This window comes from Asaccharospora irregularis DSM 2635, from assembly GCF_900129815.1.
GTDB lineage: Bacteria > Bacillota > Clostridia > Peptostreptococcales > Peptostreptococcaceae > Asaccharospora > Asaccharospora irregularis.
Genome location: NZ_FQWX01000003.1, coordinates 40,907 through 66,201 on the forward strand (window position 1 = coordinate 40,907; position 25,295 = coordinate 66,201).

The following is a 25,295-nucleotide window of genomic DNA, read 5'->3' on the forward strand; positions in this document are numbered from 1 at the left end:
GTACATAGATAATAACAATTAACATAATCATATATTAAACTATGGTATGTTTATTATATTTTAATTCAAGGGGGATTAGATTTGGCAACTTATTTATTGATAGTGTCAGTTGTGATTATCATGTGTGTTTTTTTCAACAGAATAACAAGTAAGTTAGGAATTCCAATGCTTTTAGCATTCATCTTACTGGGGATGATTTTTGGATCTGACGGATTGTTAAAAATACATTTCGATAATTATTCCTTTGCCGAACAAGTATGCTCTACTGCTTTAATTTTTATTATGTTTTATGGTGGTTTTGGAACAAAATGGAGTGAAGTTAAACCAGTTTTGGTTAAATCTGTACTTCTATCTTCTGTCGGTGTAGTTTTGACCGCAGCAATAACCGCTTTATTTTGTCACTTTGTATTGAAGATAGAAATGCTTGAAAGCTTTCTAATTGGTTCAATTATTAGTTCTACTGATGCAGCTTCTGTCTTCTCCATATTACGTTCAAAACAGCTTAATTTAAAGTACAACACAGCTTCTCTTCTTGAAGTGGAAAGCGGAAGCAATGACCCTTGTGCATATATGTTAACCGCAGTAGTACTTTCTATGATGGGTGGAGGCTCAAATCTTAATAAGATTTTCTATTTGATTTTTTCACAAATTACTTTTGGAGCGTTATTAGGATTTATTATTGCTAGTTCATCACTATGGATCTTAAGGAGATTTAAGTTTTCTTCATCTGGGTTTAAAGCAATTTTTGTTTTAGCTATAGCAATCCTTTCTTATGCTGTTCCAGAAATGCTTGGAGGAAATGGTTATTTAAGTACGTACATAGTAGGTGTGACTATTGGCAACTGTGAAATCAGAAATAAAAAGGCCTTAGTAAACTTTTTTGATGGAATTACAGTTTTGATGCAAATGCTCATTTTTTTCCTACTTGGACTACTATCTTTTCCGTCACAACTTCCTGATGTAGCGCTTCCAGCATTATTAATAGCTCTGTTTTTAACATTTGTAGCACGACCTATATCTGTATTTGCGATATTATCACCATTTAAAAGTAACCTAAATCAAAAGTTACTTGTCTCATGGTCTGGACTTCGTGGGGCTGCATCTATTGTTTTCGCAGTTATGGCGACAACTAGTGATGCATACACCAAAAATGATATATTTCATATAGTGTTTTTTATTGTTATTTTCTCTATTCTTTTGCAAGGATCTTTGTTACCTCTTATATCAAAAAAGTTAGATATGATTGATGAAAATGCTGATGTTATGAAAACTTTCACAGATTATAGCGATGAGGTACCAATACAATTTATAGAATTTACAATTCCATTAAAACATTTCTGGATTGGAAAGAAAATAAGTGAGATTTCACTTCCGCCAGATACAATTCTTGTACTATTACAAAGAGGAGATAAAACTATAGTTCCACATGGTAGGACAATTATTCTAGCAGGTGATACATTTATATTAAGCGCAAAATCTCTTGGTAAAATAGAGGGAGTGTCTCTTTATGAAAAACATATAAGTAAGGGAGACCCATGGGAGAACAGATCTATTTCAAAGGTTGTTAAAAATCCAAATATGTTGATTATAATGATAAAAAGAAAAAGAAGAATCATTATACCAAAAGGTTCGACTGTTTTGAGAGAAAATGATGTATTAGTGATTAACCATATATCATAATTCATTTATAGTTTATATAAATGAAGCAAAAATAAGTATATTGGAGGTATAAAGATGATACAAGGGGAAAATGTTTTTATACGACAGCTTGAATTAGGTGATGAAGAGTATCTACATAAGTGGTGGAATAGCAAAGAAGTGATGGGTCATATTGGATATGAGTATGGATATCTCAAGAGTAGAGAAGCAATAAGGCAAAAAATATTGGCTGATATTGAGAGTCAGGAAATTTTTCCTAAGGAAAAATTATTTATGATAATAAGAAGAGAGAACAAAAAGCCTATTGGTGAAATTAGTTACTATGATTTTGATTCAAGAAACCAAAAGTGTAAATTTAATATAAAGATATGTGATCCAGCAGACCAAGGCAAAGGTTATGGAAAAGATGCATTATATAATTTTGTAGATTTCCTGTTTAAATTTTTAAATTTAAACAAAGTAGATTTAAAAGTACTTGCAGATAATGAAAGAGGGAAAAGACTCTACAAAAGCATTGGATTTAAGGAAATAGGATATATAAGAAAAGATTGTTTTGATAGTAGAAGTGGAGAGTTCGTAGATATACTTTATATGGATTTACTAAAAGAAGATTGGATTAAAATAAGAGAAAATTAAGTGAAAAATAAGCAATACCTTTAAATAGCTATAGTAGTTATCTAAATGTATTGCTTATTTATTTTTTATCTTACCCTCTAAAATCGAAGAGTTTTCCTTGTCTTAATACCTTAGGTTTTATATCTATATTGAATTCTTTTTTATAATCTTTTATTGTAGATAGTTCTTTTTTTGTGATTATTGATATTGTATCACCACTTCTGTTACCTCTAGCCGTTCTTCCAGATCTATGTATATATTCATTTTTATTAGCTGGAAAATCTAAGTTAAATACATGTGTTGTATCAACTATATCTAAGCCACGGGCAGAAAGGTCAGAAGATACTAGTATTTTTGCCTTACCAGATTTAAATCTGTCCATTGCAGTTTTTCTATCCTCTTTAGCCATTTTCCCAAAGATTCCAACAGCGTCATAGTGGTGATAATTTAGTTTTGAAGTTATTACTTCTATGCTGTCTTCATTGTTTACAAATACAATAGCCTTTTTAGGGTTGGTAGCAGCTATGGATTTTCTAAGTAAAGTAAACTTATCTCTAGGTTCACCCAATATATACATATGGTCTATTTTAGGATTTATATATGTTTTAGTTTTTACAATTTCAGGTTCCTTCATTAAGGATTCACACACATCTACAGTAGAGCTGTCAATGCTTGCAGAAAAAGCTTGTATTTGTCTATCTCTAAGGGTAGTTTTTATTATATCTTCGATAACTGATATATTGTTAGAGCTAAGTAAGCTATCTACTTCATCTAATATAATATTTTTTATATTATGGGATTTAAGCTTTTTTTGCTTAATTAGATCCAAAATTCTTCCACAAGACCCTATAACTATATGAGGTTTTATTGATTTAATGTTTTTTATTTGTTTTTGAATATTAACTTCTCCAAAAAGAGCAAGTGAAGTTACAGGAATACCTGAATTTTTGGAGAGTAAAGCTACCTGTTCTGAAATTTGCATAACTAGTTCATGAGTTGGTGCTAATATCAAAGCTTGCGTATCTCTTTTAGAAGTATCTATTTTCTCAAATAAAGGAAGTACATATGCAAGTGTTTTGCCGCTACCCGTTTGAGATGTTACTATTAAATCTTTACCCTCGAGTATTTTTTGTATTACAAGAGATTGTACCTCTGTAGGAGAATTTATTCCTTGTTTTTCTAAACCATCTATTAAATTATTATTTAATTTTAAACTTTCAAATGTTGTCATTCTAATTACTCCTTTTATTTTTTACAAATTAAGTGTGTCTTAATCTATTTAATTATACACTTATTATATGGAAAATCATATAAAATAATTTAAAACACCTACTTTAGAAATAGTATATAATTTTATAAAAATATAATAAAATACTAACATTGTAAATTATTACATACTTAAATATGACAAACTTAAGCATTCAATAGGTTACAGTAATTTAACAAATACAATAAGGTATTGCAAATATAACTAGATAGAGTATACTATGTAAGAATAAATTAATAAATATTAGGAGAAAACATATGAGGAAACTAACTAAGAAAGATAAGACTTTTATCCAATATGGATTTTTAATATTTTTAATTGGACTCACTACTTACTTAGTATCTACTACTCTAGATATAAAACTAATACCCGGAATTGTTAAGCTAGTAAATAAAAAGTATATATTATCAGGAATATTTTTAATGCTAGTGTACATGTCCCTTGAAGTTATCATTATAAAAATAATAATAGACTCTATACAAAGGACTAAAAGTAAATTTATTAGTTTTAAAATAGCTACTATGGGGTTTTACTACAACTTAGTAACACCATTTGCATCGGGTAGTCAGCCAATGCAAATATACGCTCTAAAAAAGAATAATATAAGTTTTAGTAAGGCTGTAGCTATAGTGACAAACAAGACGGTAGTATTTCAAGCAGTTGTAACTTTATTTTGCGGGATTTTAATTCCAAGTAGCATGGGGCTTTTAAAAAGTGAGGTACATTCTGTGATAATACTGGTTGCCGTAGGTATGTCTATGAATACATTTATGCTTATCTTTGGGTTATTGATAGTTTTTAATCCTAAAAAGATAAAAAATACAGTACACTTTACTATAAGTACGCTGGTTAAATTTAGAATTTTTAAATTCTTAGAAAGTAAATTAGAAAAAATAGATCATTATATAGATGAATACAACAAATCAATAAAAATGTTTATAAGAAATAAAACTGCACTGGCTCTAAGCTTAGGTCTTACACTTATTCAACTTATAGTATTTTTTAGTGTAGTTTATTTTATCTACAAATCCTTTAATTTAATGGGCACGTCTTATTTTAATCTATTAAGACTTCAGGTATTTTTATATATGGCGATATCGCCCATTCCAACGCCTGGTAATGTTGGGGCAAATGAAATAGTATTTTTGAAAATATTCTCAGGTGTTTTTCCTAAAGAATATATAGGCTATATGGTATTTTTATATAGTGGGTATGTATATTATTTTGTTTTAATAGTTAGTGGATTATTTACAATTGGAACACATTACAATCTAAGTAAGGGCAAAGAAAAACAATTAAAAAGTATTGCTGAAAAAATTTAAAATAATAATATAAAAGTAGATATGATATCGTATTATATCTACTTTTATTTTTAGAAATATTGATAATAAATAGGTAAAGGTGAATTAAAATATCAAATTAATACCATAATATAAAATGAAACAATTAATAGATGTTTCTATTTGATTTTATAAATTGAGTGAAAATATCTATTTTATATGAAAGGAAGATATTATGGAAAATAAAAAAAAGTTTTCAAACAAAAATCGAGAAAAATTAGATAATAACAAAGAGATGAAAAAATTATTAAAGGAAAATAACAATAAAATGGAAATAGCTGAAGAAATAAAATCAAACAAAAAAATTGCCGATGTATTAGGAAATAGATTGGCAAATAAAAAGAGATTCCCTCCTTGCTAATATTGATAAATTAAAAACTTAATATTCCCTTAACTTACCCTTAACATATACTTAACACTCCCTAGAAATTATGAGTTTATAATTATAAAGACTACAATAACTAATATAACTATTGCTTAATATTTATTAAGCAATAGTTATATTAGGTTTACATGTGTGATAATACAGAAATAAATATAACTATTGTCATTTAACTAAATATTTTACTGTAGCCATGTAAAAATAAAATATCTACTGGGGGTGGATTCTATGGAATCATCTATACACACAATCGCATGTAACAATTTGCTTATTATTTTTGCAATTGTTGCTTTGACAGGAATTGTCTGCACAAAATTTAGCGAAATATTAAAAATACCAGATGTTGTACTATTTTTGATGGTAGGAATTGTAATTGGACCATCATTTTTAAAATTTATAGATATAAGTAAGTATGAGGTTGAAAATCAACTAATACTTACTTTTGGATCTGCTTTTATCCTATATATGGGAGGAAAAGAGATTAGCTTAAAAGTTTTAAAAAATATAAAGGTATCAGTATTTCTTCTTGCTACCTTGGGGGTATTTATATCGGCATTTGTAGTGCAGAAGATTATAGGGGTTGTATTTGATATAAATCCTATTACAGCACTGCTTGTTGGATCTATAGTAGCTTCTACAGACCCTGCCACTTTAGTTCCTATATTTAATCAGGTTAAAATAAAAGATAAGGTAAAACAGGCAGTTATAAGTGAATCTGCATTTAATGATGCCACTGGAGCAATACTTACATCTGCAGTGTTGACTATAATACTATCAGGAAAATTTTCATTGACTCAAAATGTATATAGCTTAATGACTATGGTTGTAATAGGTATAGTTGTAGGTGTAGTTACAGGAGTATTATTACTAAAACTAGTTAACGACAAACCATACGGCATATTTAAAGACTTTGCGCCTATTATATCAATATTATCAGTATTAATCTCTTATGAGCTATCTACAAAGCTAGGTGGGAGTGGATATATGTCTTGCTTTATTGTAGGTATAATAAGTGGAAATAGGAAAAATTTTAAAGTATGGCTTACTCAACAGTCATATGATGCAGATTTTCATGTAGTAGAAACCTTAGGAACTATTTGTCGTATGACAATTTTTATAATACTAGGTAGCCAAGTTGATCTTAGTATACTGAGTAAATACTTTATCCAATCATCAATTGTAACTTTGGGTCTTATGTTTATAGCTAGACCTTTATGTGTAATATTATGTACTTTATTTGATAGAAAGGCAAAATGGAATAAAAAAGAATTGATTTTTATGATGTGGGTAAGAGAAACAGGGGTTATTCCTGCAGCACTTTGCGGTATAATTTCTGCTATGAAAATACCAGGTCAGGAGGTTATTTCTTCTATAGTATTCACAACTATAATTTTGACTTTAGTATTGCAAGGAAGTACAACTAAATTGGTTGCAAAAAAATTAGGATTACTTGAAGAAGACGTTTTAGAAACTAAAGCAATATAGTTTTAGATTAAAAAATAATAATTATTTTTAAAACTAGTAACAAATATTTGTTACTAGTTTTTTTATACCTAAATGTTGAAATTCTAACTATTAATCCATTTAATAATTTACTGAAAACTTTATAGAAAAATAAGAGTTGTATCTTTTTTGTAACTTTTTCACAAAAAAGGGTTTCTAAAATCACTAAAGTGTATTATTATATATACGTGGTTACAAATTGGAAACAAATTGTTAATTAATATTGATTTTTAAAATAGGGAGGTTCTTTATGATAAAGAAAATTATAGTGACTACTATATCACTTTTTTCTGTAGTATGCATCTTGGGTACAAACAATTCATATGCGGCTGAAAAAATGGGAACTATAACTGCTAGCACATTGAACGTAAGAAGTGGTCCATCTTCAAAATATAGAGTTGTAGGAAAGTTAAATAGAGGAAATAATGTTACAATTGTAGACTCTAGCGGAGGCTGGGTAAAGGTAAAATTCTCAGGTGATAAAACTGGATGGTCAAGTAGTAAATATGTTAAAGGAAGTGACACTAGCACTGAGGTTAAAAATAATACTGCAGTTAAAAATAGTTCTACAAATATTCAAAATAAAAGTGTAAAAGTAGTTGCAACAGCATATACAGGGTATAGCACAACTTCAACAGGACAAAAACCAGTGTGGGGAACTATAGCAGTAGACCCTAAGATTATACCATATGGTACAAAGGTATATATACCTTACTTTGACAGAGTGTTTATAGCTAATAATACTGGTGGGGCTATAAAAGGGAACAAGATAGATATATATATGAATAGTAAAAAAGAGTGCCGTAATTGGGGAAGAAAAACAATCGAGATAAGAATTATAAAATAATACATAAAAAGACCTGTTTTTATTATAAAACTATAATTTAAACAGGTCTTTTTGCGTAACTTGCATGAAATTATGCCGTGTGGTAGAATTTGAGTGTGAAATTAAATCGATGTAAAATTAAATTTGAAGACAGGTGATAAAATGCTAGAAGAAACGAAAGAGTTACTAAAGGGCTTCTATGATTTAGATGAGGAGACATTTAAATTATCTGAGGAAGTAATGGAAGATATAAAATATAAATTTGAAGAGATAAAACAAATAAGAGAGTACAATCAGTACAAAGTATTAAAAGCAATGCAGGAAGCTCGCCTAAGTGATAACCACTTTAATTGGACCACAGGCTATGGATACAACGATATAGGAAGAGAAAAAATAGAAGAAATATATTCAAAAGTTTTTAATACAGAAGATGCACTGGTTAGACCTATAATAGTTAATGGAACTCATGCATTGACTCTATGTCTACAGGGACTAGTTAGGCCAGGAGATGAAATTTTATCGGTAACATCAAGACCATATGATACATTAGAAGGAGTTATAGGAATAAGAGAAGAAAAAGGGTCTTTAAAGGAATTTGGGGTTACATATGATGAGGTAGATTTTTTAGAAGATGGAAATATAGATTTAGAGGGAATAAAGAAAAAAATAAACGACAGAACCAAACTTGTAATGATACAAAGGTCAAAAGGGTACTCATGGAGAAAATCCCTTACAATAGAAGATATAAAAGAAGCTATAGATACTATAAAATCGGTTAAACCTGAAGCTATAGTAATGGTTGATAATTGCTATGGAGAATTTCTAGACACTAAAGAGCCAACGGATGTTGGAGCTGATATAATGGCCGGATCGCTAATAAAAAATCCTGGAGGAGGACTTGCTTTAACAGGAGGATATATAGTTGGAAAAAAAGACTTAGTAGAACTTATTTCATATAGATTAACTGCTCCCGGAATAGGAAAAGAATGTGGGCTTACATTTGGAACGAGTAGAAGTGTTTTACAAGGGTTCTTTATGGCGCCATATGTTGTATCTCAAGCAGTTATGGGAGCAATATTCTGTGCAAGAGCATTTGAAAAATTAGGATATGATGTTCTTCCTAAATATGATGATGTAAGAAGTGATATAATACAAGTTGTTAGATTAAATAATGCAGATGAAGTCATTGACTTCTGTCAGGGAATACAAGCTGCGGCTGCAGTTGATTCATATGTAAAGCCTGAGCCATGGGCAATGCCAGGTTATGAGAGTGAAGTTATAATGGCTGCGGGTGCATTTATACAAGGGTCATCTATTGAACTAAGTGCTGATGCACCAATAAGACCTCCATATAATGTATACTTCCAAGGTGGGCTTACGTTTGATCACTCAAAAATGGGTACATTAAAGGCTATAGGTCATATGAAGAAGAACGTAAGATAAGTATGACCATATAACATATTTTTTATATTAAAGGTTAAAATATTATTAAGTTTTAATAAAGTATCAAACATTATTATTAAAACGTTGTACAAAAGAATAAAATAAATATAGGGATTATTATAATAATCCCTATATTTATTTTTAGAAAATCTTATAAGGCTTGGAGGAAATGATATGAAAATAGCTATATTTTTAGGAGCAGGTGCATCTGCGGCAGAACATTCTCCTATTCAAAATGAACTGTTTAGTGAATACTTTAGACACATAACATACAAGGATTTTGGAAATGAAATGAACCAAGAGTTATATAAGTTTTTTAAAGAAATGTTTAATATAGACGTAATTAAAGATGATGTTGATGAGATAAATTTCCCTACATTTGAAGAGGTTTTAGGGATTTTAGACCTAGCTGAACAAAGAAGAGAGTCGTTTAAAAACTTTGGTCTTGAGAGTTTAAACAAAAGAAGTGATAGTATACGATATCTTAGACAGTACTTGATACTATTAATGGCCCAGGCGATATATAAAACGGCAAGAACAAATAATAAATACCATAAACTATTGACTGAAAAGTTGTTGATGGAAGGGATATTATCAGATACTACATTTATTAGCGCTAATTATGATATACATATAGATAATACTATAGTTGAACTATGTAGAGAAACAAATCATAGTATAATGCTTGATTACGGTGTAGATTTTATAAACTTCAATGTAAATGATAGTTGGAATGAACCAAGAGATCCTTCTATTAAACTATATAAGATACATGGCTCCCTAAATTGGCTTTACTGTCCAGTATGTAACAACTTGACTCTTACACCGTTTGAGGGCGGTGTTATGAGGCTTATAGATAAACCAGAAGAGGCAAGATGTATAGAGTGTGGAGAACTTACAGTACCTATAATAATCCCACCAACATACTTTAAGAATATGTCTAATATATTTTTAAGTAACGTATGGCAGGAAACAGAAAAAACTCTAAGACAGAGTGATGCACTTATATTCTGTGGGTATTCATTTCCAGATGCAGATATGCATATAAAATACATGATAAAAAGGGTTCAGACTAGTAGAAAAAAATCACCTCTAAAAATAATGGTCTTTAATAATCACGAAGGAAAACAAAGTGTATCTCTAAAAAAAGAGGAAGATAGATACAAAAGATTTTTAGGCGAAAATATTATATTTACAAAAAAATCTTTTCAAGACTTTGCACAGGACCCTATTAAGTATATAAATATGATTAAATAATCTTAAAATTATAACTTTTCACATAATTGTATAAAAGTATATAATGTAAATAAGGTATTTGCAAATATACCTAGAGACTGACTTAAAGGGGGATAATATGATAGCAACAATAGTAAATTGTCTAGCAATAATTGCAGGATGTTTGGTAGGTTTAATAATAAAAGGAGGAATACCAGAGAAGTTAAGTACAAATATAATGAATGGAATCGCTTTGTGTGTACTTTATATAGGTATATCGGGTTCATTAGGGGGCGAAAATACCCTTATAACTATAATATCCATGGCATTAGGTGCATTGATAGGTGAACTAATAGATATAGATAAAAGTTTAAATAAATTAGGATCTTTTATACAGAGTAAGTTTTCAACAAAAGATGAGGAAGATTCAATAGCCAAAGGATTTGTGTATTCAAGTTTACTGTTTTGTGTTGGTGCGATGGCAGTAGTGGGTTCCTTGGAAAGTGGACTGACAGGTAATTATGAAACTTTATTTGCAAAGTCTGTGTTGGATGGAATAAGCTCTGTGATTTTTACGGCTTCGCTAGGGATAGGAGTTATATTCTCAGCGGTATCTGTATTTTTATATCAAGGAATTATAACATTAGGAGCATCTTTATTGTCAGGTGTTTTGAGTGAGAGTGTAGTTGGGTCTATGACAGCTATAGGTAGTTTATTAATTATTGGATTAGGCCTAAATATGTTAAAGGCTACAAATATAAAAGTAGCTAATCTACTACCTGCAATGTTTATGCCTATAATATTCGGAATATTGGGTATTTTGTAGAAGAACTAAAGTAAATTTAGACAAATTCCTCATTTAGAAGGAGAATAGCATTTGTAATCAAATTAATTAGATAAGAAATGAATTTTTGGAGGTATTTTAGATGATTACATTTGATATAAATGGAGCTAACGTGGAATTTGGAGAAAAACAAGAAAATTATAATGCTATAAGAAAATCTTTTAAAGAATATGCATTAGAAATATCTGATTGCTTTTTTGAAGATTGTCTAGATAGTATGAGAAGCTTAAAACAAGTGTCTGAGAACGGATTAAGCAAAGGAGAGAAATATATAAATGAAGCCCTTAAAAAAGGGGTAGAAACAATAGTAAGTTATAATGTAGTTACTGTAGATATTAATATCTTTAGAGAAGTATACTGCGAAAAATATCTTGATTACAAGAGACTATTTAATAATCTTAATAAGGCGTATTTAGTACCAAATAAAAATAAAAAAAATAACCATATAAACCTATATGACATTAAGTCTACAATAGAAAAGTTAAGAGACTATATATATGATGATTGTTTTAATATACATTTTGCAGTTATAGATGCACTTATAGAAAATGGAGTAACAAGAGTTGGTTCGTATGTTGATGATGAATCAATAAAAAAATCAAATGCGCTGTTTAATAATTATAAAGATGGATTTATAAACAAACCATACGACTGTAATGTGGTAAAACAAATAATTTTACTGAATCCATATAGAGAAGATGTGTATGAATTTTTTGTAAAAGAAGACGGTGACTTTAATAAAGAGATAGAAAGGCTAACTGATTTTTTAGGATATGATATAAAACCATGCAAAGAAAAATTAATGGATTTATATATAAGTGAAATAATTAAAAACCCAGTAGTAGATATAGAGTTCGAGAAAGAAAAGATAGAGAAATATGCTAAGTACATAGGGTATGATGAGGTAAATATATATACTGCAAGAATTGATGCTATTTATACTTTCCAAAATGCATAAGTATTCTTAATTTTATTGTAATAAAAATAATATTTAAATTAATAAAAAATTATAGGCAAGAATAATAAATATTGTATTTAACTTGTTAATAGTATATAATTATGCAAGTAAAGTTAATATGACAGTTCGTGAGCCTCCTGTCTTTAAATAAAACTACGGTAAAAGAGCATTTTTTTAATACTTATTATTTTTGTGCAGAAAACCGTATTTTTTGAGTACGGTTTTTTTTAATTTAAATTAACTTTTAAAGTATAATTAAGAAAATATATGCAAATAAAAGTAATATATAGTTTATTACTTTGCACGATATTGAGGAGGACAATTATGAGAGAAAGTACTAAGAAAATAGTTGTTACGGCCTTAGTTGCAGCAGTATACGCAACATTAACATTATCATTAGGATTTATAAGTTATGGGCCAATACAATTTAGGATAGCAGAAGTAATGATATTATTAGCATTTATTAGGAAAGAATATATAATAGGGCTTACATTAGGTTGTTTTCTTGCAAATGTAATAGGACCTTATGGAGTACCTGATATAGTATTTGGGACAATGGCAACATTAATGAGTGCTATTTTAGTTTACTTGACATCAAAAATGCAAAAAAAATGGTCTTTATTAATAGCTTCTTTATGGCCTACTATTATAAATGCTATAATAATAGGAGCTATGTTAAATATATTCTTTGGAGTTCCATTAATTTTAGGAATGTTACAAGTAGGGTTTGGACAATTTGTTGTTATAACGATTATAGGTATTCCGTTTTTCAAAATGGTTAATAAAAAATATGGTAGTTTGATAGAGAGTGTATTTTAACAAATATTAAAAATAGTGAGGCGACGATATGAATAATTTAAATAATTTAACAAAAAATGCAAAAATAATAGGTATTGGTGATGATGGTATAAAAACTTTGGATTCTATAATAGATAAAATAAAAGATACTATGGATATTGAAAAGATTAGTATTAATCAGGATATTGATAAAGATTATGTTAGAGGTTTGTTAGATGGAGTAGATATACTTACATTAACTTATTCTAGTAAAGATTTGAGATCAAAAGAAATAGTCAAAGCTATAGGATACATGGCATCAGAGAGAAGAGTTTTATCAATAGGACTAGACTCTTCACCTGATGAAATCAAAGACGATTTGGGATTAAATAGAGAGTTAAAAATATCTAAAAACATTGAACTAATTGATTTGGTTAAAATGATGGTTGATTCAGTATCAGACCTTTGTATGATAAATATAGATTTAACTGACTTAAAAGAACTATTATCAACAGATAAATCTATAAAATATACATATGGAGAGTTTGATAAGTCTAGTAGCTACGATGATATTACAAAGTTATTATTTGAAAATATGAAAGATACAGGCAAAGAATTCATAGATAAAAAAAGCATAATATTTGTGGATATGGATGAAAATTATATAGGAGAAGATGCTACATTAATAGAGCTAAATGAATTGCTGAATAAAATAGAAAAAAATTCTAGATCAAAGGCAGAGTCAATATTCTCCTTATATCTAAGAAAACAATTAGATGCCAAAATTAGAGTTGGCATAATATACAACTAAAGCTTAGGATAGATAAAAAATTCCTCTATAATAACAGTTATTAATCAACTGAATGTTATAGAGGAATTATTTTATATATAACATATAAAATACTAAAATAATATAATAAATTAAAATCAACTTATGGTATTAAATTTTATTGTAACTTTAAACAAGTCTCCGTCTATATCTAAACCAAGACTTCCATTTTGTAGTTGGACTAGGCTTTGTGCTATAGAGAGTCCTAGACCGCTTCCTTCGGTGTTACGGGAAACATCACCTCTTCGAAACCTTTCTAAAAGCTCCTCTGATGAAATATTTAGTTTGTAGTTGGATATATTTTTCATAGTTATTATTACAAAGTTATCTTTTGTATACATATCTAAATAGACTCTAGTATTTTCAAGCGAATATTTAATTATATTAGATATAAGGTTCTCAAATACTCGAAAAGTTTTTTTACCATCTATATTAGTAAATACAGGATGATCTGGAGTATTTATTATGAAGTCTAGATTAGATTTTTTTATTCTATCGTCTAGTTCAACTAAGCTTTGGATTAAAAGCTCTTTTATATCTGTTTTTTCTATATTAAGTTCTATATCTCCACTATTTATTTTAGAGGCTTCAAATATGTCCTCAACAAGTGATTTAAGCCTCTGAGTTTTTTTATCCAATATATTTAGATAAGTAGTAGTAGTACTTTTATCTAGTTCATTGTTTTTTAATATATCTACATAGTTTACTATTGAAGTTAAGGGAGTCTTTAGGTCGTGACTTACATTAGTTATAAGTTCAGTTTTCATCTTTTCACTTTTAATTTGACTTTTTACTGCATTTTCAAGGCCGTCAGTTATTTTATTTATACTATCGGCAAGTTGTGAAATTTCATCTTCTCCTTTGACTTTTAATTTATATTTGAGATTTCCAGATTCTATATTTTTTATATTTTCACTTATAGCTCCTATATAATCTAATTTTTTAGAGAATGTAGAGTACATATATAAAGTAGGAGCGGAGTATAATAATGGGAAAAATATAAGAAGGAAAATAGGTTCATATACTATATTTTCATATAGATATAAAATTATAAATGTAAGTATAAATAAAGTTATGAAGACTAATATAAATACAGTGACTAATCTTTTCTTTAAAGAATTTTTATTATGCTTATATGATAAATCTTTAAGTAACTTATATGTTGAAATCTTAGATTTTAGATTTTTTCTATTCATTAAAATATACTTATATAAAATATATACAATAAAGAGTATTATTGTATCAAATACTATTAAGCCATTATCAAAAAAGGGAGGCGTAGTCCTCCACTCACAATATCTCATAGCTAGTACAATAAAAAAACTAAAAATGATTACTTCTAGTTGAAGTTCTTTTAAAAGATCCAGTATATAATTAGAGGACTTTGTGCATGTGTTTTTGTTTATTCTATAAATATTATAAAAAAGTAAACCAAGTAAAAATGATCCTAAAGCTATATAAGAGTAATCGTCTTTAATATCTGATAGGTACAATTCTTTGACGTACCCTAAAAAATAATACGCTTGAATACGAGTAGTCCTCCATTGGTCTTTACTAAGAAAGTTATACCTTAAATCAAAGCACGATTCAAAGCAAATTGATATAGATACAAATGTAAGAAATAAAAATATAAGCTTTGATTTATAATTGCCTTTAATTGAGTTCTTCAATTTTGTAACCAATTCCCCACACCACCTTTAAATATTTTGGATCTTTTGAATTAATTTCTATTTTTTCTCTTATCCTCCTTATATGTACAGCAACAGTTTTCTCACAGTTGTAAGGAGTATCTTCCCACACGTGTTGATAAATTTCGGAAGATGAGAATACAATCCCCTTTTTTTCTAATAAAAATTCTAGTATCTTAAATTCAATAGGAGTCACCTTTACTTCATCACCATCTAAGGTAACAACTTTTGTATCTTTATTTAAGTGTAATCCGCCACTAGATAATGAATTAGAATTACACTTTGCACTGCTTGAATTGTTCATATTGTTTAAATTTATATATCGTCTTAATTGTGACTTAACTCTAGCTATTAACTCTAATGGGTTAAATGGCTTTGAAATATAATCATCTGCACCCATGTTTAGACCGATTATTTTGTCCATATCTTGATTTTTTGCTGACAGTAATATTATAGGAATATTATTGTTTTCTCTTATCTTAAGAGTAGTTTTCAAACCATCCATATTTGGCATCATAACATCCATTATTATAAGATCAATATTATTATCTATCAAAGCCTCTATAGCGTTTAGCCCATCATAAGCCTTAAACACATTAAAGCCCTCTGGCTTTAAATAAAACTCTATGGCGTCTACTATTTCTCTTTCGTCATCAACGACTAATATATTTTTATTCATCTAAATCACCTCTTCAGGTTTCATTATAGCATAGAAATAAAGCTTTAAAATTTACATAAATACTCCTAAATTATTAAGAATTTATTACGAAAAAAGATAAATACTACGAATTTATTACTTAAAACATACGATAACTTTAAATTTCAAATTTTTGAAAATCTTGATGATATTATTAGTGTATAAAAGTTAAATATAGGGTGAAATCAAAGAAAATTAATATGAGAGGAATAAAAGAATGAACTTTAAAAGAAAATTTAAACTAAAGAAAAAAATATTAGTTGGAGTTATGCCTATTTTTTTATTGGGAATATTATCAGGTTGTACTAGTACAGAAACATCAGAAATAAATATATTAGCAACGACTGACTTGCACGGAGAGATACCATATAATTTGTCAGAATATATTAAAGAAGAAAAGAAAAAAGAACCGAATAGTATATTAGTTGATGCAGGAGATTTTTTTGATATAGGGATTGGAGAAATGGGCAAGTATTTTGATGATAGAGATGATTATATAAGACAAGGCAAGGAAAAACATTTGGAGGTACCAATTGCAAATACTATGAAAGAGTTGGGATATGATTCGGTAGTACTTGGAAATCATGAATTTGTTGCAAATAATAGGTTTTATTTAGACAGTATGATATCAGATTTTGAAAAAAATAAAATAAATGTTCTTTCGGCAAATACGTATAGAGATAGCGGTGAAAACTATACAAAACCATATACCATAAAAGAGGTTGAAACAGAAAATGGCAAGGTTAAATTAGGGATATTAGGACTTACAATAAAAGAGGTGGCTGAGGCTAAGGATATTGATGAAAATGGAAATTTAGTAAAAGCTAAATCAAGAGAGTTAAAAGATATGCCAGGTTATGAAGGAAAGCTGTACATAAATGATTTGGTAGACGAAGCCAATAAATGGACTAAAATAATGAAGGAAAAAGAAAAAACAGATTTAATAGTAGCGGTAGTACATAGTGGAGAAAGACCTAAGAAACCTAGAAATCCAGGAAACAGGATCCAGGAGATTGCAAAAGAGGTCGATGGTATAGATGCAATAGTTGCTGGTCATACTCATAAAACTTTTAAACAGCATGATTATAAAAATAAAAATGGAGATAATGTAATAGTTACGCAGCCTGGAAAACATGGTGAATGTATTTCAAAAATAACCTTTAAGTTAAAAAAGGATAATGATAAGTGGAACGTTGAAGAGAAGTATGCTGAATTAACTGAATTTGAAAAGGATAAATCCGATGATTACGCAGGGGAGTTGTACCGAGAAATAGCATCCATAAAGTCGGGTGTAGATCAAATAAAAATGACAGATATCACAACATTTAAATGGGATAAGGCGTATGTGTTTAACTCTAATATGACAAAGGAAAAAATATATGAAAAAGTCGGCTATGAGTGGAGGGATATTGCCAAGGCTGATAAAGACGATGCACTCCAAGTAGTATTTATGGATGGTAAAAAAGTAGCATGTTATTTTTATTGTGATCCAGAGCTAATGGAAATATCAATGCATTTTGATAAATCAGATTTCAAGGATAATACTGTAGAGATTTATAAAAATAAAAACGATAAATTTAAGGTTAAAAAGGGAAAGGAAGATTTCCAAACAGATCTTACATATATATCAAAATAGTAACTTTAAAACATAAAATTGTATTGTATGTAAATTCTAAGATAGTATAACTGATGATATATAGAAAAAATAATATAAGTGAACATTAGATTAGTTGACTAAAGTTAATATATGTTATATTATTAGAATGTTATGATAAAAAAAGTCTACCTTTGAAATATTTGGAGGTTGGCTTTTTTAAAATATGCGTACGGAAATATAATTTCCTATATATCATAAAAGTAAATAAGAGAAAGGAAAATGCATGAATGTTACAAGTTACTAATGTTGGGCTTAGATTTGGTGATAAAGAATTATTTAAAGATGTAAATTTAAAATTCACTAAAGGTAATTGCTACGGAATAATAGGGGCTAATGGTGCTGGAAAATCTACTTTTCTAAAAATATTAGCTGGTGATATAGAACCAAACACAGGAAATGTTTCTATAACTGATAAAGAGAGAATGTCAGTTTTAAAACAGGACCACTTTAAATATGAAGAAGAAACAGTTTTAAATGTAGTTATAATGGGGCATGAAAGACTTTACTCAATAATGCATGAAAAAGATGCATTATATATGAAGGAAGATTTTTCTGAAGAAGATGGTATAAAAGCTGCTGAACTTGAGGGTGAGTTTGCTGAACTTGATGGATGGGATGCAGAAACTAATGCCGAAAAAATACTAATGGGTCTTGGTATAACTAAGGACTTACACTACAAACAAATGAAGGAATTAACTGGTGGGGAAAAGGTTAAAGTATTGCTTGCACAAGCATTATTTGGTAAACCTGAGATACTAGTAATGGACGAGCCTACAAACCACTTAGACTTCCAATCAATAAATTGGTTAAACAACTTTATAATGGATTTAGAAGACTCTATAGTTATAGTTGTATCACATGATAGACACTTCTTAAATCAAATATGTACAAATATAGTTGATGTTGACTTTGGAAAAATACAAATGTATGTTGGAAACTATGATTTCTGGTATGAATCTAGCCAACTAGCATTACAATTATCTAAAGATCAAAATAAAAAAGCTGAAGAAAAAATAGCTCAATTAAAAGACTTCATAGCAAGATTTAGTTCAAATGCTTCTAAAGCAAAACAGGCTACATCAAGAAAGAAACAATTAGATAAGATACAAATAGAAGAAATACAACCATCAAGAAGAAGATATCCATATGTTGGATTTACTCCTGAAAGAGAAATAGGAAACGAAGTTCTAGAAGTTGAAGGACTAACTAAAACAATAGACGGTGTGACAGTTCTTGATAATGTATCTTTTAGATTAGATAGAGACGATAAAGTAGCATTTATGGGAGATGAAATAGCTATAACTACTTTATTTAATATAATAATGGGAGAAGATACTGCTGATAGTGGAACATTTAAATGGGGAGTAACTACTTCTCAATCATATCTTCCAAAAAATCATAACCAATACTTCGATGGGGTAGATTACTCTTTAGTTGACTGGTTAAGACAATTCTCAGAAGAAAAGAGTGAAAGTTTTATAAGAGGATTCCTTGGTAGAATGCTATTCTCTGGAGAGGAAGCTCTTAAACAAGCTCAAGTTTTATCTGGAGGAGAAAAGGTTAGATGTATGTTATCTAAGTTAATGCTAAGTAATGCTAACGTATTAGTACTTGATGACCCTACTAACCACTTAGATTTAGAGAGTATTACTTCTGTAAATAAAGGTTTAGAGAAGTTCTCAGGAGTGTTAATATTTAACTCTCATGACCACGAGATGATACAAACTCTTGCTAATAGAATAATAGAGATAACTCCTGGTGGAATAATGGATAGAAAAACTACTCTTGATGAGTACTTAGATAATAAGGATATACAAGCTCAATTAAAAGAGATGTATGGTGATTCTAAGAAGAAATAATTAGATGATTTTATAAATAGATACCTTTTGCATATGATAATATGAAAAAATGTGTGTAAACATTTTTGATATTTTAATTTGTATGTAGGAGGTATTTTTTTATGAAATTAATAACTTTTTTATTATAAAATTATATAATACTGAATAGTAATAACAGAGGTGATTTACTATGGGGAATAATAAAGATAATAAATCAAATGAAGAACTTATAAATATACTTGAGAAATCTATTGAATCATTAGAAAACATAAACGAGGTAATTAAAAATCAAGATAGGTTAGAGAAAAAGTTAACTGAACTGAAAGGTACTGTTAAAGATATAGAAAAACTTATGAAGGATACACGAGTTAAAGTTATTAAAGAAGAAGGGAATATTAAAAGATATATAGAAGAAGTAGAAAACATACATAGTATTTTTATGGATAATAGAGTGAAGAAAATTAAAGAGATGATAATTTATAATATATCAGATACTATAAAAACTAATAGAGATATTGATTATAGTGGAATGATAGATGGCAAATTAATAGAAGAAAATAATATATATTCAGTAGAAGAAATTAGTGAAAATGAAATATACCTTTTTAAATGTAAAGTAATACCTAAAAAAGTAAATAAAGCTAGTCATGAGATATATAAGTGTATAGGTGTTATATTAATAGAAGAAGATAGAGTAAGTGAAGATAGTAAATTTAATAATGTAAAAGTTATTATAAAGGATAAAGATATTAATGATGAGGATGTATATTTTAACGTTAATATATATAATGAAAGTAGAATATATCCATTAATCCATGAGTTAAATAATACTTTACTGTATAAAAAACTTCATATTAGGAATTGAAAGTAGGTTAATAGCCTACTTTTTTTGCTAGTTGTATAATTAAGTTATTACACAAAAATAAACAAAAAGAATTAACATGTGTTAATATAATACTATATGAAATATTTTAAATTAAGAATATCACAGCTTGTATAAAGGGGTTATAAACAAATCGGAAAAATTGGAGGATATAGAAAAATGATTGGTATTATTTTGATTATTTTACCATTGATAGCTGTTTCTATTGCAGTAGTCTTATTAGTAAATAATACTAAGAAGAAAAGTGAAAAAAAGGAAACTTTTAAAAATGAAACATTTAGTGAAAATGAGGAGGATACAGAAGAAAATTATATGTCTATAGGAATGTCCTTAGGAATGTGTTTTGGAGCAGGTATAGGTTCCATATTTACAAATAAATTTGGACTATTCAGTATTTCTTATGGTACATGTTTTGGAATGATAGGTGGAATGATTATAGGAATGGCAATAAAAAAAAGTGATTCTATTTAAAACATTCCTAGAAATAAAATGGCTAATATTTAAAAATCATCTAGTTTATAGAATGCTCCCTTTACAGTATAAACAGTTAAAAATATAAAAACTGTAATTACAAAGAGGAGTATTTTTTATGTTAAAATATATACAGTAGTGTTAGTTATAAAAAAAAGGGTATATTAATAAAATAAACAAAGAAAAGACCGGATAACTTATTAGGTGATCGGGTTGAATATTTTGTGTATTTATAGTATCATATTTTTTAAAATTAAAAACTATTTTTGAGGTTTTTAAATATAAACTTTGAATTTTATATATGTAAAATATAAATAGTTTGTATAAGTTAAAGGAGATTATTAGCATGAAAAAAATAAATGAAATAAACAAAACCATGAATCTTCTAATTACTGTTAGTTTAATATATGCAGTTATTGAAATGAGATTGGAGTTTTTAGCTCCAATAGCCACTATAATAATTCCGTATAAGTTTATGAAATATAAAGATAATGAAAGTATAAGAAATGATAAATTAATAAATAATTTGTTTATATTCAATTTAATAGTATTTTTATCTGTTATATTTATTACAAAAAATGTAAATCATTTAGTTATTAGCATCATAGCTAATATATCTATAGCATTTATATATTATAAGATTTCATACTTTGTTGGAGTAAACAAGAAGGTTATGTACGAAGATCCTAAATTATTATATAATGAGCTTATGAAAAGGGTTATTATATTAGAAAAAGTATATTTGAATACGGAAGAAGAAATTAGAAATGCTAAAACAGAAAAGGCAAAAGAAGATTTAATGGTTAGACTGAATTTAATAGGAGCTAAAATAGAAGAAATTAGGCTTCATATAAAAATCTTAGACAAACAGATAAAAGAGGATAACCTAGATAACAATAAGTAAAATTAGTTCAAAAAACCAATAGATAATCTATTGGTTTTTTTGCGTTAATAAAATGAATATAATAGATTTGATAATAAAAATATGATATCTATTGACATAGAAGAAAAGAAAGTATAATATTGTAATATGATTTAAAATAAAAGTATTACAAAAATAGGAGAGAAGATGGATAAGAATATAACTTTAACTGGAAACTTGAGAACTGAATGGATTAAATATGAAGAATATGAAATAAAACTAACTAAGGAGAATGAGCATTATATATGCCCTAAGGAAGGGTCTAAGTTTACTATTTATGATCCGTTTGAAAAATCTAATGAACTACTTCTTGATGTAATAGATTTAGGGGATAAGGCTATATCAGGAGAAATAGGGGAGGAAGATATAAATAATCTTGTAATAGAGTTTGCGAAAAAATACGGTTTACTAGGAGTAATAACTTCTAGTGTATATAATAGGGACATAATAGGAGAGTCAAAAGTCTTACTTACATCGACTAATATTTTGAAATCAAAGGATAAAATAATGGATGAAGATGATTATATAAGTATGTTTATACCTTTTGCCAAACAAGAAGAGGTTTATTTGAGAAAATTAGGTAAGCACATGACATTATTTAAGGCAGAAGATTCGCCTAAGTTTTATGGAAAAAGGCCTTTGATTTTGGATCTTGTATTTTCAAAATATTATTGTGAGAGAGTAGATTGGATAGTGGAATTTGCAAAGAACATATCTACCCACATAAACCAAACCTTAGTTTATAAAAATATTAAACTTACAGAAAGTGTCACTATAATGGCTGGGAAGTTTAAGGCTGAGAATATAGGTCTTAGTGTAGCAGTCCTAGATAGTCCGTATATAGAATGGGATTTTGATTCTCTTAAGGTGGCTATAGAAGTTATTTATTCTTTTACGGTAGCAGATAGCAAAAATACATTAAAAAGATGTGAAAACTGTAAGAAAGTATTTATAGCAAAAAATGATAATGAAAAATATTGCAGCAAGGTATGTAGGAATCGCTACAATGTAAATAAAAGCAGAAACAAAGCGAAAAGTTAAAAATAAAAAGTTAAAAACAAAAAATAAATTTAATTTCTGGAGGATAAATATTAAGATGAATAATGAAAAAAATCATAGAAAAGAAGTGGCTATGGAGTATAAGGAGAGAAAAGTTTCCGGGGGAGTTTTTAAAATAACTAATAAAATCAATGAAAAATACTTAATATTAAGTGATATTGACTTAAAAAGTTATCACAATAGGTTTAATTTTTCAGTTAAAACAGGTTCTGCAGTTCATCCTAGGTTGATAGATGATTGGAAAAAGTTCAAAGGAGAAAACTTTCAATTTGAAATACTTGAGGAAATAGATTTAAAAGAAGATCAAAGTATTAGTTTATTTAAAGAATCATTAAAGAAATTAGAAGAAAAATGGATTGAGAGATTCGACAAAGAAAAATCATACTTAAATAAGAGATAGAATAATTTAAATTTAACATTTAATACTCATAATGTTTAAAGTGAATTTCCAGAAATTGAAATTTATATTAAAAAACTCTTGACTCATACACGCATATTGTATACAATATACTCAAGAAGAATGATTAGAAATATATTAATAAAAAACTCCTAAAATAGATGTAATAAACTTTAAAAAAGTGTGCTGTAAATTTAGCAGCACACTTTTTTAATATAAATAAGTTAAATTACAGTATTCAATAGAAATTATTTAAAAATATGATAATATATATTTAAAGCATATGTTTATTCATAGTTTAATGAATAGAAAATATTTAGGGAGGAGATATTAAATGGATAAAAACTTAAAGTATATAAATGAAAAAAGGGTAGAGAGAACAATAAAAGCTTTAGAAAGTAATAATATGAGTGGATATTTTGTTAAAAATGAAGAAGAACTTTTAGCTAAGATAGACGAGTTGATAGAAGAAGGAAGTTTAGTAGGTTGTGGAGGTTCAATGACTTTATTTGAAACAGGTATTATAGATTTTATAAGAAATGGGAAATATAATTTTTTAGATAGATATGAAGAAGGAATTACTCCAGATGAAATGAAAGCGTTATTTAGAAAATCACTGTGTTCAGATGTTTATCTGACTAGTACCAATGCAATAACAGAAAGTGGTGAGCTTTATAATGTAGATGGAAATGGTAATAGAGTTGCTGCTATGCTTTATGGACCTGATAAAGTTGTAGTGGTTGTGGGTATAAACAAAATAGTAAGTGATGTAGATGAAGCTATAAATAGAACTAAAGTAATTTCTGGACCAACAAATGCTAAAAGATTAAATGTAAATACACCTTGTAAAACTACAGGCGTTTGCATGGACTGTTCAAGTCCAGACAGAATATGTTGTGAGTATACACTGATAAAAAGACAAAGGGCTAAGGGTAGGATACATGTAATATTCATAGATGGAAACTACGGATACTAGTAGATATTCCAATTATTATTGCCTATAGAACATGAGCTATATGTCTAGAGGTTTGTTCTTGGAAGGAGGACGCTGGGAATAATGAAAAAGGTAAAATTTGTATATAATCCAAACTCAGGCGAAAAGAAAATAATAGGCCAACTTGATAATATAATAAAAATTTATCAAGAAAATAATTACACGCTAATACCATATAGATTAAATATAGAGGAAAGCGTAAGTAAATCGCTAGAAGACATAGATGATACATATGACCATTTAATAGTGGCAGGAGGAGATGGTACTGCCGATATGGTACTAAATGCAATGAAGTCACTCGATATAAATATTCCTATTGGTATATTACCAACAGGTACTGCAAATGACTTTGCAAGAGCTCTTCAGATACCATTTGATTTAGAAGAGGCAACAAAAAATATAATAAATTCAAGGCCAAAGAAAATAGATATTGGCAAAATAAATCACAAGTATTTTATAAATGTCGCAAGTGCAGGTATGTTTACAGATGTATCTCAGCGTATAAATAAGGATTTTAAAAATTCTATTGGAAAGGTTTCATACTACATAAAAGGCATAGAAGAGGCATTATATATGAGGAAATTTGCTATAAATGTAACCTCAGATGAAATAAATTACAGTGGAGATATGTACCTTATGCTAATTTTCAATGGTAAAACTGCTGGAAACATAAACTTAGCCTATAAAGCTGAAGTAGATGATGGATATTTAGATGTTATTATTTTTAAAGCGATGCCAATCCCAAAATCAATACCAGTACTTATAAGTGTTCTAAGGGGAGAGCATCTAGATCATTATAATGAGAATGAGCTATTATATTTTAAAACTAAAAGATTAGAGATACAATGTGAAGATGATCTAATAACTGATATAGACGGTGAAAAGGGGCCTGATTTTCCTTTGACAGTGGAATGTATAAAGGATGGAATAGAAATACTAGGTATTATATAAAAATAGAGTTGATTGAATGGTATTTTCCATACAATCAACTCTATTTTATTTAAATTAGAGAATTTAGATTTAATCTAAAT

24 protein-coding genes are annotated in these 25,295 nt (G+C 28.2%); 21 read left to right on the forward strand and 3 right to left on the reverse strand.

What is annotated here, in order from left to right:
* Positions 1 to 81 precede the first annotated feature (81 nt).
* Together BUB34_RS02205 and BUB34_RS02210 are read left to right on the forward strand one after the other, a co-directional pair.
* Complete coding sequence (locus BUB34_RS02205; protein WP_073123813.1) at positions 82 to 1,680, forward strand: potassium/proton antiporter; 1,599 nt, start codon at positions 82 to 84, stop codon at positions 1,678 to 1,680.
* A 54-nt stretch (positions 1,681 to 1,734) separates the two neighbouring features.
* A complete protein-coding gene (locus BUB34_RS02210) occupies positions 1,735 to 2,295 on the forward strand; it encodes a GNAT family N-acetyltransferase (protein WP_073123815.1) in 561 nt (186 codons plus the stop codon).
* 70 nt (positions 2,296 to 2,365) lie between these two features.
* Here BUB34_RS02210 and BUB34_RS02215 read toward each other — a convergent pair whose 3' ends face one another.
* Complete coding sequence (locus BUB34_RS02215; protein ID WP_073123817.1) at positions 2,366 to 3,505, reverse strand: DEAD/DEAH box helicase; 1,140 nt, start codon at positions 3,503 to 3,505, stop codon at positions 2,366 to 2,368.
* A 293-nt stretch (positions 3,506 to 3,798) separates the two neighbouring features.
* Between BUB34_RS02215 and BUB34_RS02220 the strand changes: the two genes are divergently transcribed.
* The 10 genes from BUB34_RS02220 (at position 3,799) to BUB34_RS02265 (ending at position 13,640) form a co-directional block, all read left to right on the forward strand.
* A complete protein-coding gene (locus BUB34_RS02220) occupies positions 3,799 to 4,863 on the forward strand; it encodes a lysylphosphatidylglycerol synthase transmembrane domain-containing protein (RefSeq protein WP_073123819.1) in 1,065 nt (354 codons plus the stop codon).
* A 193-nt stretch (positions 4,864 to 5,056) separates the two neighbouring features.
* Entirely contained in the window at positions 5,057 to 5,242 is a 186-nt protein-coding gene (locus BUB34_RS02225) for a hypothetical protein (protein ID WP_073123821.1), read from the forward strand.
* Between the two features lie 249 nt (positions 5,243 to 5,491).
* A complete protein-coding gene (locus BUB34_RS02230) occupies positions 5,492 to 6,748 on the forward strand; it encodes a cation:proton antiporter (RefSeq protein WP_073123823.1) in 1,257 nt (418 codons plus the stop codon).
* Between the two features lie 268 nt (positions 6,749 to 7,016).
* Positions 7,017 to 7,613, forward strand: coding sequence for a 3D domain-containing protein (locus BUB34_RS02235; protein ID WP_073123826.1), 597 nt, complete (start codon positions 7,017 to 7,019; stop codon positions 7,611 to 7,613).
* 141 nt (positions 7,614 to 7,754) lie between these two features.
* Positions 7,755 to 9,035 carry a methionine gamma-lyase family protein gene (locus BUB34_RS02240; protein ID WP_073123828.1) on the forward strand — a complete coding sequence of 427 codons (1,281 nt, stop codon included), beginning with the start codon at positions 7,755 to 7,757 and terminating at the stop codon, positions 9,033 to 9,035.
* A gap of 174 nt (positions 9,036 to 9,209) precedes the next feature.
* The gene (locus tag BUB34_RS02245) at positions 9,210 to 10,292 is read left to right on the forward strand and encodes an SIR2 family protein (protein WP_073123830.1); all 1,083 of its coding nucleotides are present in this window, start codon (positions 9,210 to 9,212) and stop codon (positions 10,290 to 10,292) included.
* 97 nt (positions 10,293 to 10,389) lie between these two features.
* On the forward strand, positions 10,390 to 11,076 hold the full coding sequence (locus BUB34_RS02250; protein ID WP_073123832.1) for a DUF554 domain-containing protein: 687 nt from the start codon (positions 10,390 to 10,392) through the stop codon (positions 11,074 to 11,076).
* A 100-nt stretch (positions 11,077 to 11,176) separates the two neighbouring features.
* Entirely contained in the window at positions 11,177 to 12,052 is an 876-nt protein-coding gene (locus tag BUB34_RS02255; protein WP_073123834.1) for a kinase, read from the forward strand.
* A 324-nt stretch (positions 12,053 to 12,376) separates the two neighbouring features.
* A complete protein-coding gene (locus tag BUB34_RS02260) occupies positions 12,377 to 12,871 on the forward strand; it encodes a QueT transporter family protein (protein WP_073123836.1) in 495 nt (164 codons plus the stop codon).
* 28 nt (positions 12,872 to 12,899) lie between these two features.
* A complete protein-coding gene (locus BUB34_RS02265; protein ID WP_073123838.1) occupies positions 12,900 to 13,640 on the forward strand; it encodes a cell division protein in 741 nt (246 codons plus the stop codon).
* A 116-nt stretch (positions 13,641 to 13,756) separates the two neighbouring features.
* Here BUB34_RS02265 and BUB34_RS02270 read toward each other — a convergent pair whose 3' ends face one another.
* Together BUB34_RS02270 and BUB34_RS02275 are read right to left on the reverse strand one after the other, a co-directional pair.
* A complete protein-coding gene (locus BUB34_RS02270; protein WP_242948809.1) occupies positions 13,757 to 14,854 on the reverse strand; it encodes a HAMP domain-containing sensor histidine kinase in 1,098 nt (365 codons plus the stop codon).
* Positions 14,855 to 15,311: 457 nt separating this feature from the next.
* Positions 15,312 to 16,025, reverse strand: a complete 714-nt coding sequence (locus BUB34_RS02275) for a response regulator transcription factor (protein WP_073123842.1) — start codon at positions 16,023 to 16,025, stop codon at positions 15,312 to 15,314.
* Between the two features lie 235 nt (positions 16,026 to 16,260).
* Here BUB34_RS02275 and BUB34_RS02280 point away from each other — a divergent pair, with 235 nt between their 5' ends.
* The 9 genes from BUB34_RS02280 to BUB34_RS02320 all read left to right on the forward strand — a co-directional run bounded on the left by BUB34_RS02280 (position 16,261) and on the right by BUB34_RS02320 (position 25,215).
* Entirely contained in the window at positions 16,261 to 17,679 is a 1,419-nt protein-coding gene (locus BUB34_RS02280; RefSeq protein WP_073123844.1) for a metallophosphoesterase, read from the forward strand.
* 248 nt (positions 17,680 to 17,927) lie between these two features.
* Positions 17,928 to 19,559, forward strand: a complete 1,632-nt coding sequence (locus BUB34_RS02285; protein ID WP_073123846.1) for an ABC-F family ATP-binding cassette domain-containing protein — start codon at positions 17,928 to 17,930, stop codon at positions 19,557 to 19,559.
* Between the two features lie 169 nt (positions 19,560 to 19,728).
* Complete coding sequence (locus BUB34_RS02290; protein ID WP_073123848.1) at positions 19,729 to 20,403, forward strand: hypothetical protein; 675 nt, start codon at positions 19,729 to 19,731, stop codon at positions 20,401 to 20,403.
* Positions 20,404 to 20,580: 177 nt separating this feature from the next.
* Positions 20,581 to 20,892 carry a DUF2700 domain-containing protein gene (locus BUB34_RS02295; protein ID WP_200787832.1) on the forward strand — a complete coding sequence of 104 codons (312 nt, stop codon included), beginning with the start codon at positions 20,581 to 20,583 and terminating at the stop codon, positions 20,890 to 20,892.
* 346 nt (positions 20,893 to 21,238) lie between these two features.
* Positions 21,239 to 21,796, forward strand: a complete 558-nt coding sequence (locus BUB34_RS02300) for a hypothetical protein (protein ID WP_073123850.1) — start codon at positions 21,239 to 21,241, stop codon at positions 21,794 to 21,796.
* A gap of 165 nt (positions 21,797 to 21,961) precedes the next feature.
* Positions 21,962 to 22,855: a hypothetical protein gene (locus BUB34_RS02305; RefSeq protein WP_073123852.1), complete on the forward strand. Its 894-nt coding sequence runs from the start codon at positions 21,962 to 21,964 to the stop codon at positions 22,853 to 22,855.
* 55 nt (positions 22,856 to 22,910) lie between these two features.
* Positions 22,911 to 23,273 (forward strand): GIY-YIG nuclease family protein, encoded by a 363-nt coding sequence (locus BUB34_RS02310; protein WP_073123854.1) that lies wholly within the window; start codon positions 22,911 to 22,913, stop codon positions 23,271 to 23,273.
* A gap of 331 nt (positions 23,274 to 23,604) precedes the next feature.
* Positions 23,605 to 24,246 (forward strand): lactate utilization protein, encoded by a 642-nt coding sequence (locus tag BUB34_RS02315; RefSeq protein WP_073123856.1) that lies wholly within the window; start codon positions 23,605 to 23,607, stop codon positions 24,244 to 24,246.
* 81 nt (positions 24,247 to 24,327) lie between these two features.
* Complete coding sequence (locus BUB34_RS02320; RefSeq protein ID WP_073123859.1) at positions 24,328 to 25,215, forward strand: YegS/Rv2252/BmrU family lipid kinase; 888 nt, start codon at positions 24,328 to 24,330, stop codon at positions 25,213 to 25,215.
* Positions 25,216 to 25,295 lie beyond the last annotated feature (80 nt).